Source organism: Nakamurella sp. (assembly GCF_044224575.1).
Taxonomy (GTDB): Bacteria; Actinomycetota; Actinomycetes; order Mycobacteriales; family Nakamurellaceae; genus Nakamurella.
Map to the genome: position 1 here is coordinate 114981 of NZ_JBGAKE010000012.1, position 11223 is coordinate 126203.

The 11223-nt window shown below is 71.0% G+C and carries 12 protein-coding genes; 4 read left to right on the forward strand and 8 right to left on the reverse strand.

From position 1 onward, the window contains the following. Positions 1 to 502: 502 nt before the first annotated feature. Entirely contained in the window at positions 503 to 1585 is a 1083-nt protein-coding gene (locus ACILSK_RS15155; RefSeq protein WP_395728003.1) for an alpha/beta hydrolase, read from the reverse strand. A gap of 37 nt (positions 1586 to 1622) precedes the next feature. Between ACILSK_RS15155 and ACILSK_RS15160 the strand changes: the two genes are divergently transcribed. Next, complete coding sequence (locus ACILSK_RS15160; protein ID WP_395728004.1) at positions 1623 to 2075, forward strand: universal stress protein; 453 nt, start codon at positions 1623 to 1625, stop codon at positions 2073 to 2075. A gap of 109 nt (positions 2076 to 2184) precedes the next feature. On the opposite strand, the gene ligD is transcribed toward ACILSK_RS15160, so the two are convergent. Both ligD and ACILSK_RS15170 read right to left on the reverse strand, forming a co-directional pair. Then, positions 2185 to 3171, reverse strand: coding sequence for a non-homologous end-joining DNA ligase (ligD, locus tag ACILSK_RS15165; protein ID WP_395728005.1), 987 nt, complete (start codon positions 3169 to 3171; stop codon positions 2185 to 2187). A gap of 327 nt (positions 3172 to 3498) precedes the next feature. Further along, a complete protein-coding gene (locus ACILSK_RS15170) occupies positions 3499 to 4164 on the reverse strand; it encodes an SDR family oxidoreductase (protein WP_395728006.1) in 666 nt (221 codons plus the stop codon). Between the two features lie 39 nt (positions 4165 to 4203). Here ACILSK_RS15170 and ACILSK_RS15175 point away from each other — a divergent pair, with 39 nt between their 5' ends. Beyond that, positions 4204 to 4680 (forward strand): DUF3592 domain-containing protein, encoded by a 477-nt coding sequence (locus tag ACILSK_RS15175; RefSeq protein ID WP_395728007.1) that lies wholly within the window; start codon positions 4204 to 4206, stop codon positions 4678 to 4680. A 116-nt stretch (positions 4681 to 4796) separates the two neighbouring features. Here ACILSK_RS15175 and ACILSK_RS15180 read toward each other — a convergent pair whose 3' ends face one another. From ACILSK_RS15180 to kynA, 3 genes are read right to left on the reverse strand one after another with little or no spacing between them, the layout of a single operon-like run. Continuing rightward, a complete protein-coding gene (locus ACILSK_RS15180; protein ID WP_395728008.1) occupies positions 4797 to 5642 on the reverse strand; it encodes a PaaX family transcriptional regulator C-terminal domain-containing protein in 846 nt (281 codons plus the stop codon). 11 nt (positions 5643 to 5653) lie between these two features. After that, entirely contained in the window at positions 5654 to 6883 is a 1230-nt protein-coding gene (locus ACILSK_RS15185; RefSeq protein ID WP_395728009.1) for a kynureninase, read from the reverse strand. Further along, positions 6880 to 7749, reverse strand: a complete 870-nt coding sequence (gene kynA, locus ACILSK_RS15190) for a tryptophan 2,3-dioxygenase (protein WP_395728010.1) — start codon at positions 7747 to 7749, stop codon at positions 6880 to 6882. The genes ACILSK_RS15185 and kynA overlap by 4 nt, the downstream gene beginning before the upstream one ends. A gap of 363 nt (positions 7750 to 8112) precedes the next feature. On the opposite strand from kynA, the gene ACILSK_RS15195 reads away from it, so the two are divergent. Then, positions 8113 to 8556 carry a DoxX family protein gene (locus ACILSK_RS15195; protein WP_395728011.1) on the forward strand — a complete coding sequence of 148 codons (444 nt, stop codon included), beginning with the start codon at positions 8113 to 8115 and terminating at the stop codon, positions 8554 to 8556. Between the two features lie 60 nt (positions 8557 to 8616). On the opposite strand, the gene ACILSK_RS15200 is transcribed toward ACILSK_RS15195, so the two are convergent. Together ACILSK_RS15200 and ACILSK_RS15205 are read right to left on the reverse strand one after the other, a co-directional pair. Further along, a complete protein-coding gene (locus tag ACILSK_RS15200; protein ID WP_395728012.1) occupies positions 8617 to 9147 on the reverse strand; it encodes a cupin domain-containing protein in 531 nt (176 codons plus the stop codon). Between the two features lie 11 nt (positions 9148 to 9158). Further along, the gene (locus ACILSK_RS15205; protein WP_395728013.1) at positions 9159 to 10517 is read right to left on the reverse strand and encodes a TrpB-like pyridoxal phosphate-dependent enzyme; all 1359 of its coding nucleotides are present in this window, start codon (positions 10515 to 10517) and stop codon (positions 9159 to 9161) included. 193 nt (positions 10518 to 10710) lie between these two features. Between ACILSK_RS15205 and ACILSK_RS15210 the strand changes: the two genes are divergently transcribed. Further along, positions 10711 to 11148 (forward strand): MaoC/PaaZ C-terminal domain-containing protein, encoded by a 438-nt coding sequence (locus ACILSK_RS15210; RefSeq protein ID WP_395728014.1) that lies wholly within the window; start codon positions 10711 to 10713, stop codon positions 11146 to 11148. Positions 11149 to 11223 lie beyond the last annotated feature (75 nt).

Here is an 11223-nt window from a genome sequence, read left to right on the forward strand (position 1 = left end):
GCCGGCCGGGCAGCCCGAGGCTGATCAACTCGGCAAGAAACCCGGCCATTCGGGCGGGGGCTGCCAAGTCGAACGGCGGTCGGCCCCCAGGGGCCCTCCCCTCGGGTTGAAACCGTCTGCGGGTCGGCGAATCTGCGTCAGGCTGATCAACTCGGCAGCAAGTCCGACATTTCAGGCGCATTGTGCCGAGATGAACGGCGGTCGGCCCCATAGGGGGGGGTCCCCTCGGGCTGAAACGATGTGCGGCTGGGGCCTCGCGCCCCCGGGCCGGCTGCGCTGATCCAAGTCCCATCAATACGGATAAGTTGGGCGTCAATTCGGGACTTCGATCAGCGCACCGGTCGGCCCAGCCCAAAGCAACGGTGCATTACGGGCATATCGGTCGCCTTTGGTTTCGACTGATCAGCCCGGTATGACGGCGAGCTCGCAGCCACGGCGCATTTCGGGCATACGGGTCGCCCATGGTGTCGACTGATCAGCCAGCAGGTGCGCGGGACCTGCGTCAGCGCCCGTAGGCGTCCAGCCACCGGGTCATCTCGTCGTACACCGTGGCCCGCACCGGCGGCGTGGACAGCAGCAGGTCGTGCATCCCGTCGGCGATCCGCACGCAGGTGACGTGCCGGCCCAGCACGGTCGACCAGCGGGCGATCGCGTCGGCGTTGAGGACCGCGTCGCCGCGGAGCAGATCATCGGACCACTGCTTGGCCCGCACGCTACGGCTGCTGCACATCACCAGCACCGGCATCGGCAGGTCCAGCCCGGCGTGCGCCCGGGCGATGGCCCGCTGGGCGGCCGAGAGCCATTGTGCACGAACCACTCCGCCGGTCACCGGCTTCCATGCCGGGTTGAACTCCCACTCGCCCCGCTCGGTCGCGTGGATGCTGATCTGGTACTGGCTGCGGGTCGGGGTCTGCAGCACCAGCTGCGGCCGGTTGCGGGCCAGCACGGCGAACGGTCGCGGGGCCAGCGCCCGCAGGGCCCAGTTCGCGGGCACATCCAGGAACGGGCTGTTCAGCACGACGGCGCCGATCGCGGTCAGGTCGGCGCCCCGCTTCGGCGCGTCGTGCAGCCACAGCACGCCGATCAGGCCGCCGGTGGAGTGCGCGTTGAGCACGACGCGGTCGTGCCCGTCCTCGAGGATCGTGGCCAGGGCCGCGTCGAGTTCGGCGTAGTAGTCGGACACGTCGGCCATGTCCGCCGGTGTCTGATGCGGCAGCAGCGACCGGCCGTTCTTGCGCAGGTCGATCGCGTAGAAGTCGTCGCCGCGGTCGACGTGAAAGTCGGCGAGCTCCTTCTGGTGGAAATAGTCGGAGAAGCCATGGATGTACAGCACGGCGGTGCGGGCCGAGCTGGTGCGGCCCGGCTCGGCGCGTCGGCGGACCAGGGTGGAGACCACCGGGCCTTCCCGGTCGTCGGGCAGCCGTCGGACGAGCGACTCGTAGGGGTCGCCGAACACGTCGCGCTGCGGGTCGCCGAACCCGTCCGGTTGCGGGTCGCCGAACCCGTCCGGCTGCGGGTCGCCGAACCCGTCGGGCTGCGGGTCGCCGACCCCGACCGCGGACGAGGGTGACGACGGGTCGGGCACGGGCTTGAGGATAGGTGGTCTAGGGCAGACTCGGGGGATGTCAGCAGCCCACGAGTTCGAGCGGGGCACCGACGGCCCGCGGGTGATCGTCGCCGCGGTCGACGGGTCGACGACGTCGTTGCGGGCCGCCGCCTACGCCGCGGGCCTGGCTCGACGCCAGGGGGCGGAGCTGGTCGCCGTCTTCGTGGTCGCCGGCTCGGCCATGGTCGGGCTGGTGCCGGCGGCGGGACCGGTGTTCGACGAGGCCGAGCACCAGGTGGCCGATGAGCTGCGGGGCCAGTTCGAGGAGGCGACCGCCCGGGCCGGCGTGCGGGCCCGGTTCATCCAGGCCACCGGCGACCCCTACTCGGAGATCACCCGCGTCTGCGACAAGGTGCTGGCCGACGCGGTCGTCGTCGGCGCGTCCACCTCCGCCGGCCACCGCATCGTCGGCTCCGTCGGGGTTCGCCTCGTCCGGGCCGGCAAGTGGCCCGTCACCGTCGTCCCCTGACCGCGCGGATCATCTACGCCGGCGCGGCTCAACTCGTTGACGTACGTCCCACCCGTCCCAAAAGGCGTGAGTTGATCCGCGCGGTTGTGCACACCCGGGACGGACCGGGTCAGCCGTCGAGGTCGACGGCGTCCGGCTCGCCCGGATCGGCGGCGCCCTGCCGCTCGTCCCGATCCGCCCAGTCCAGCAACGGGGAGATGTCGAACGGGGCGTCGTCGATGCCGGCGTGCAGGTCGCCGAGCTCGGCGTACCGGGCCGGCACGGTGGCGATGGTGAAGTCGTCGGGCCGCACGTCGTCGATCTCGTCCCAGTGCACCGGCGTGGAGACCGTGCCGCGCGGCGTTCCCCGCACCGAATAGGCGCTGGCGATGGTGTGGTCGCGGGCGTTCTGGTTGTAGTCGACGAAGAGCATGGCCGGGTCCCGGTCCTTGCGCCACCAGGCGGTGGTCACGTCCGCCGGGGCCCGACGTTCCACCTCCCGGGCGAAAGCCAGCGCCGCGCGGCGCACGTCGGCAAACCCCCAGAGCGGCGGAATGCGGACATAGATGTGCAGCCCGCGGCCGCCGGACGTCTTGGGCCAGCCGACCGCACCGAGCTCGTCGAGGACCTCGTGCGCGACGTGGGCGACGCGCCGCACTCGGCCGAAGTCGCAGTCCGGCATCGGATCCAGATCGATCCGCCACTCGTCCGGCTTCTCGGTGTCGGCCCGCCGGGAATTCCACGGATGGAACTCGACGGTGGACATCTGCACGGCCCAGATGACGCTGCCCAGCTCGGTGACGCACAGCTCGTCGGCGGTGCGTTTGTACCGCGGGAAGAAGACCCGGACGGTCTGCACCCAGTCCGGCGCGCCCCGCGGGAGCCGCTTCTGGTGCACCTTGTCGCCGGCCAGGCCTTCGGGAAAGCGGTGCATCATGCACGGTCGTTCCCGCAGCGCGTTGACGATCCCGTCGCCCACCGACAGGTAATAGTTGGCCAGGTCGAGCTTGGTCGCCCCGGTCTGCGGGAAGTACACCCGCTGCGGATTGGTCACGCGGATCTTGCGCTCGCCGACCGTCAGCTCGATCGGGTCGCCGGTGTCGCTGGAGCGGGCCACCCGGTCACGGTACCCATCGGCCCGACCGTGTGCCGCCGGCGTGCTGTCGGCCGGGCCCGTGCCGCCGGACCCGTGCCGCCAGGGTGTCGCGCGGGTGAAGTGACGCCGAATGTGACCCGTGGGACGGAAGTCGACGGGTTCATCCGCGCCGGGGTAGTTGATCCGCGCGGGTCGCGAGCGGAGCCGGTCGGTCGGCCGGTGGTGGGTCGCGAGCGGAGCCCGGTCGGTCGGCCGGTGGTGGGTCGCGACTCGAGCCGCGTTGGTCGGCCGGGTGGTGGGTCGCTAGTCGAGCCGGGTCGGTCGGCGGGGTCGCGAGTCGGGTCGCGGTCAGGGCAGCGCGGCGGCGACGGCGTCAGCGATCGGGGTGTCGCCGCCGATCAGTTCGAGGGTGAGCCCGGCGGTGCGTGGTTCGTCGAGCAGCGCCAACAGCACGGCGGCGACGTCCTCCCGGGGGATCTCGCCCCGGCCGGTCGTCGCGGCCAGCTTCACGTGCCCGGTGCCGGAGGCCATTGTCAGCGCGCCCGGCCGCAGGATCGTCCAGTCCAGGTCGCGGGTGCGCAGATCGTCGTCGGCGGCCTTCTTGGCGTCCAGGTAGGCGGCGAAGACCTCGTCCGCACCATCCGGAAGGCCGGCGGCGCCGGAGTCGGCCCCCATCGACGAGACCATGACATACCGCCGGACGCCGGCAAGCTCGCACGCCTGGGCCAGCAGCACGGCCGCGCCGCGGTCCACTGTGTCCTTGCGGGCGGCGCTGCTGCCCGGGCCGGCACCGGCGGCGAACACCACCGCATCCGCATCCTGGAGAATCGTGGACAGATCCTGGGCCGAACTCGCCTCCAGGTCGAACACCACCGGATGTGCGCCCAGTGCGACGACGTCGGCCTCCTGCTCCGCGGAGCGGACCAGCGCGATCGCATGTTCCTCCCGCTCGCCGAGCAGCCTGGCCAGCCGCAACCCGATCTTGCCGTGTCCACCCGCGATGACGACCCGCATGCCGCCCACCGTACGCACATTTCTTGACATCATCAGCGGGTGCCCGACTGGCTGAGCCTGCTGTTGGCGGCGGTCCCCATCGTCCTCGCCGCGTTCTTCGGCACCCGCCAGGTGCGGTATTCGAAGCGATCCCGGTCGATCCCGCAGGTGCCGTCGGGGTGGTTGCCGGCGCGCGGGGTGGTCGTCGACGAGCAGTCGCTCGGCCGTCGCGGAAAGGCAAGGGATGGCTCGGTGCAGCGGGTTCGGCGGCCGGTGATCACCTACCGGACCGTCGACGGGCGGGAGATCACCTTCACCTCCCGGATCCGAGCCGCCGGCACGCCGCGGGTCGGCAGCCTGGTCGACGTCTACCACGATCCCGATGACCCGACCCTGGCCTGCATCGCCCCGCAGTCGTTGGCGAACATCACCCCGACCCTCGGCGGTGCGGATCGCTGGGTCATCGCGGCCATCTGGGTGGTCGCCGCCCTGGTGGTGGTGATCATCGCGGTGGTCGTTCTGCAGGCGAGGGCATAGCCACTCCACCCCCACCGTGGAGTTGATCATGGCGAACTCTGCGCGACACGCCGCCGACACGCCGGCGCGACAGCAGAGATTGCCATGATCAACTTTGACGGGGGAGGGCGTTCCGGTCAGCTCGAGCCCGGTCCAGCGGCGCCGGCGACGACGCCCCGGACATAGGCCAGGCCGCGGTCGGCCCAGCGGTCGTGCAGGCCGGAGAAGGTCGTCCAGGCGTCGGCCGCCGGCCAGTCGGCGGGGAGCAGCGCCGGGGGCAGCCCCGGGTCGATCCGCGGGAACACCCGCCAGGCGTCGATTGCCCGCAGGTAGGTCGCGAACGCTGCCTCGTCGGTCAGATCGGTGGTGGCGAGGTCGGCCCGGTGTGCGGTCAGGAACCGGTCGTAGGAGTGCCGCAGCGCCGCCAGGTCCCACCACTGCCCGACGTCGACCGGGCTCAGGTGGCGGGCCTCGAACCAGGTGACGTACCGGTCGAGGTCGGCGGCGGTCAGGACGGCCCGGGTCGGCTCGGCCAGCGGCCGGGGCGCCGCCCAGACGCCGGCGGCGACCGTGCCGAAGCCGAGCCAGCTCAACTCGCTGCGCAGCCGGTGCCGTTGCGCCCGTTCCGATTCCGGCACCGAGAAGACGGCGAGCACCCATCCGTCGTGCTCCCGGGCCGCCGGCCGGTGGAAGATCCGGCGGTCGCCGCTGCGCAGATCGGTCAGTCCCGCGTCCGTCAGGCGGTAGCCGGCCCGCCCACCGACCCGCGCCGGCGCGAGGAAGCCGCGAGACTTCAACCGGCTCAGGGCCTGCCGGGCGGCCGGCTCGCTGATTCCGGCGACGCCCAGGCACTCGATCAGGTCGGCGACGGCGATCTCCCCGCCCAACTGGCGAAGATACGACCCGGCGAAGGACACGATGAGCGATCCGGGACTGCCCTGCCGGTCCGGGGGCAGCACGGCCGAACCGGTCGGTCCCGTCATCCCGCGCTCCGTCAGGACAGCCGACGGATGACGTCCAACGCGTCCCAGACCTCGGTGAACGAGGTGGGCAGCGGGGACAGACCGATCCGGATCCCGTGCGGGGCCCGAAAGTCGATCAGCACCCCGGCGTCGATCAGCCGCGCCGAGAGTTCGCGGGCGTCGGCCCGGGCGATGGTGACGTGCCCGCCGCGGCGAGCCGGGTCCAGCGGGCTCGCGATCGAAAAGCCGAGCGGAACAAGGTTTTCCCGGGCGTACGCGGTGGTCAGCTCGGTCAGCGCGATCGCCTTGGCCCGGATGGCACCGATGCCGGCCTCGGCGATGACGGCCGCGCCTTCGCGGACTCCGAGCAGCCCGAGCAGTGGGGGAGTGCCCGACATCATCGCGCGGATGCCGGCGGCCGGTAGGAAACCCTGTTCCATCTCGAACGAGTCGCGCCGGCCCAGCCAGCCCCAGATCGGCTGGTCCAGGCGGTCGTGGTGCCGCCGGTTCGCGTACAGCAGCGCTGGCGCCCCCGGACCGGCGCCGACGAACTTGTAGGTGCAGCCGACCGCGAAGTCGACATCCCAGGCGTCGAGCTCGATCTCGGTAGAACCGACAGAGTGGCACAGGTCCCAGACGACCAGCGCGCCGGCCTCGTGCGCGATCCGGGTGATGGCCGGGGCATCGGCCAGATACGCCGACTGGTAGGCGATCTGGCTCAGCGTGACGACGGCGGTCTGCTCGTCGATGGCCGCGGCGACGTCGTCGGGGGTGACGCCGCCCTCGATGGGCGGGTCCAGCCAGACCAGCTCGAGGTCCAGATCGCGAGCGAGGGATTCGACGACGTACCGGTTGGTGGGGAAGTTGTGCCGGTCCAGGACGACCTTCCGGCGGCCGGGCCGTAGATTCAGTGCGGCCCGCATCGCCTTGTAGAAGTTGACCGTGGTGGAGTCGGCGATGATTGTCGTGCCCGGGGCGGCGCCCAGCGCGGCGGCGGCCAGCTCGTCACCGACCCGCTCGGGCAGGTCCATCCAGCCCTCGGACCAGCCGCGGATCAGCCGCCCGGCCCACTGCTGCGCGGTGAACGACTGCCAGCTCTCCGCGATCGACGTGAGCGGGCGGCCCAGCGAGTTGCCGTCGAGGTAGGCCACGACGTCGGCGTCCATCGGCAGGTACCGCTCGCGGAACGTGGCCAGCGGGTCGGCGGCATCCAGGGCCTGCGCGTCGGCCCGGGTCGGTGCGGTCGTGTCGGTGGTGGTCATGGCAGGTCCTTGACGTCGGCGGCGCCGATCCCGGTCCGGACGGCGAACAGTTCGGGGAAGAAGGTGAGGGACAGCGCACGGGACAGGAAGGAGACGCCGGACGAGCCGCCGGTGCCGCGTTTGTAACCGATGATGCGTTCGACGGTCTTCAGGTGGCGGAACCGCCAGGTCTGGAAGGTGTCCTCGATGTCGACGAGCTCCTCGCAGGTCTCGTACACGTCCCACTGCGGTTCGGGGTCGGCGTAGACGCCGATGAAGATCCGGACGAGCTCCTCGTCGAGGGTGTGCGGCTGCGCGAAATCCCGCTCCAGCAGCCGGGGCGGGATCGGGTAGCCGCGGCGGCTCAGGTAGGCCAGGAACTCGTCGTACAGGCTGGGCGCATGCAGGTCCCGCTCCAGCTGCGCGGCCGTCTCCGGATCGTGCCGGAACACCGCGATCATCGCCGGGTTCTTGTTGCCCAGCAGGAATTCCAGGGTCCGGTACTGCGCGGACTGGAAGCCCGACGACTTGCCCAGCAGCCCGCGGAACTGGGCGTACTCGGACGGGGTCAGGGTGGCCAGCACCGCCCACTGCTCGATCATCTGCCGCTGCACGTGCTTGACCCGGGCCAGCCGCTTGAGGGCCGGACCGAGTTCGTCCTGCTGCAGAAGTGAGATGGCGGAACGGATCTCGTGGACGACGAGCTTGATCCACAGCTCGGTGACGTGGTGCACGACGATGAACAGCATCTCGTCGTGATGATCCGACACGGGCTGCTGGGCGTGTAGCAACTCGTCCAGGTGCAGGTAGCTGCCGTAGTTCAGGCCGGTCAGGTCCCGTTCGATGCCGTCCTCGAGCGGTCGGATGTTGTGTTGCGCCGTCGTCATGGTGTCGCCTCCTGTTGCCGAACATATCGCGCCAGAGTGACGAGCGTCAAGGGAGCGATATGAACTGGGGCGGCGGGCGGTGTGGATGACCGCGCGGATGAAGTCGTTGACTTCCGTCCCGCCAGTCCCGCACGGAGTCAGTTGATCCGCGCGGGCGTAGTTGATCCGCGCGGGAAGGGTGGGCGTGGTTGCGGGGAGATGCGCGGTCGGGCGGGACGTGGGGCCGATCACTGTCGGTGCGAGAAGGGTCACTGATTGCGCTCGGCGGTTGCACCGCGGGCGCACAGGCAGGAGACTCATGAACGTTCAAGTATGCATAGCGACGACCAACGGCGGTCGCGTCCCACCCTTCAAGGAGCAAACATGGTTACCTCGACCACGTCCGCACCCGTCGCCACCTCGACCCGCGGCGCCGCGACCACGGCCGCCGGACTGCTGGTGCTGCGCATCGTCACCGGCATCATCATGATCGTGCACGGCTGGCAGAAGTTCTTCGTCGACGGCATCGCCGGTGTCAGCGCGTTCTTCGGCTCGATGGGGATCCCGCTGGCCGGCGTCAGCGCGACCGCGGTGGCCACCATCGAGCTCGTCGGTGGCCTGCTGCTGATCGCCGGCCTCGGCACTCGGATCGTCGGCGCGCTGTTCGCCGCCGCCATGGCCGGCGCCATCGTGTTCGTGCACGCCGCCAACGGGTTCCTGGCCACCGCCGGCGGCTACGAGTTCGTGCTGCTGCTGGCCGCCGTCGGGGTGGCGCTGGCGTTGACCGGCGGTGGGCGCTATGCGGTGGACGCCCTGATCAAGCGCTGACCACTCGTGCTGGCCGGGTTCGCGGACACCGCGGACCCGGCCATCGGCGTCCGCGGAGGATCAACCCGACGGGTCGGTCCGGGTGAGCTCGACGATTCGCCCGGCGGCGGCCGGGGCGAGCGCGGTCAGCTTGGTCCGGTCGCCGAGAGTAAAGCCGTGCCAGTCGAAGCCGGGCGAGACCACCGTCGAGACCAGGCTCCACGACCCGGCGGCGGACGAGCCCTGCCACCAGAGCGCGGGGACGTGCAGCTGGGGCTGTTCGCCCGCGGCCACGTCCGAGCCGACCAGCACCTCGTGGTGGGTGCCATCCGGCTCGACCAGCAGCATCCGCAGCGGGGCGCCGCCGTGGTGGAAGTACACCTCGTCGCCGGTGAGCCGGTGCAGCGCCGAGAAGTCGTCGCCGATCAGCATGAACAGGATCGCGGTGGCCCCGCCGCCGGTGAAGGTCCGGCGAAACAGCCCGCCCTCCAACGGCAGCGGCTCCAGCTGCAAGGCCCGGGCGATCGCCCGGGCCTGTGCGGTCGCATCCGCCTCGATCGAGCCGGCGCCGGGCTCGCTCACGCCGCTCTCGCGCACCCCGGGCTCGCTCATGCCGGGCCCGCTCACGTCAGCACGGGCACCGTGGCCAGGGCCGCCGCCAGGTCGGCGTCGGACAGACCCGAGTCGATCATCCGGTCGTTGAGGAAGGCGTCGTAGGCGGCCAGATCGAGCAGGCCGTGCCCGCACAGGGCGGTGACGATGACCTTCTCCTCGCCGGACTCCTTGCAGGCCAGCGCCTCTCGGATAGTGGCGGCCAGCGCGTGGGTCGGCTCCGGGGCCGGCACGATACCCTCGGTCCGGGCGAACCGGATCGCCGCGGTGAAGCACTCGGTCTGCTCCACGGCCATGGCCTCCATCAGCCCGAGCTCGTAGATGTGCGAGATCAGTGGGGCCATCCCGTGATACCGCAGACCGCCGGCGTGGATCGGGTCGGGCACGAAGTCGTGACCCAGGGTGTGCATCTTCATCAGCGGGGTGAAGCCGGCGGTGTCGCCGAAGTCGTAGCGGTATTCGCCGCGGGTCAGCGACGGGCACGACGCCGGTTCAACGGCCCGGATCACCGGGTTCTGCCGCCCGGCCAGCTTCTCCCGGATGAACGGGAAGGCCAGCCCGCCGAAGTTGGAACCACCACCGGTGCAACCGATCACCAGGTCGGCACCGGTCTCGCCCGCCTTGGCCAGTTGCAGCAGCGCTTCCTCCCCGATCACCGTCTGGTGCAGCAGCACGTGGTTGAGCACGGACCCGAGCGCGTACTTGGTATCGGAGGCTCCCGCAGCCTTTTCTACCGCCTCGGAGATCGCGATGCCCAACGAACCCGGGTGGCCCTCCGGGAACGCGCGCCCGGCCCCGGTCAGCCGGGACGGCGACCGGTGGACGGTGCCGCCGAACGTCTCGATCACGGTGCGCCGGTACGGCTTGGCGTCGTAGGACGCGCCGACCTGCCAGACCTCGCACTCGACGTCGAACAGTGAGCAGGCGAACGCCAGCGCGGTGCCCCATTGCCCGGCACCGGTCTCCGTGGTCAGCTTCCGCACCCCGGCCTTGGCGTTGTAGTAGACCTGCGGCACGGCGGTGTTGGGCTTGTGCGAGCCGGCCGGGGAGACGCCCTCGTACTTGTAGTAGATCCGCGCCGGGGTCCCCAGCGCCTGCTCCAGCCGGTGCGCCCGGTACAGGGGTGACGGCCGCCAGAGCCGGTAGACGTCCTGCACCTCGTCCGGGATGGGGATGTACCGGTCGGTCGAGACCTCCTGCAGGATCAGGTCCATCGGAAACAGCGGGGCCAGATCGTCCGGGCCGACCGGTTCGTGGGTGCCCGGGTGCAGCGGCGGCGGGGGCGGCGCCGGCAGATCAGGAATGATGTTGTACCAGCTGGTGGGCATTTCCGATTCGTCGAGCAGGTACTTGTGCTGCCGGATGGCCATGCGCGCCGCCTTCACCGTTGAAGATTCCTCGTCCGGACTGTGAGGCTACCCGCGCCCCGCTGCGCCATTCGGGGACGCCCGGGGGCCGGCCCATCCCCGCATCCGGGGTCGGAGTTGCCGCCGGCGAGGGATGACCGGGCGGTATCGTCGGCTCGGGCCGGCCGCCCCTGGCCGGGCCGGGACGGGTGGGACGATGCTGTACGCCGAGGATCTGACCGAGGGCGATGAGTTCGACCTCGGGACCTACCGGGTCGGCCTGGACGAGATCCTCGGGTTCGCCCGGCAGTGGGATCCGCAGGTGTTCCACATCGACGAGGCCGCGGCCGCGGAGGGCTTCTTCGGCGAGGTCATCGCCAGCGGCGTGCACACGATCGCGATCTACCAGCGATTGGCGGTGCTCGGTGCCTACCGGCACTGGGCCGTGATCGCCGGCCGGCGGGTGACCGCCGAGCTGCCCGCGCCGGTGACCCCGGGTCTGACGGTGGCCGGGACGCTGTGGATCGACCGGGTCACCACGACCCGCCCGGACCGGTCGATGATCCTGACCCGGGGACGGCTCGCCGGTCCGGATGGCGTCCCCGTCCTGCAGACCACCGTTGAGGCGTACGTGCGGCGCCGCGGCGCCGGCTGAGCCGTGTCATCCGCGCATCCGCTCATCCGCGCATCCGGCCGCGTCCTCCCTCGCCAGAACCGTCCACATTGCCTC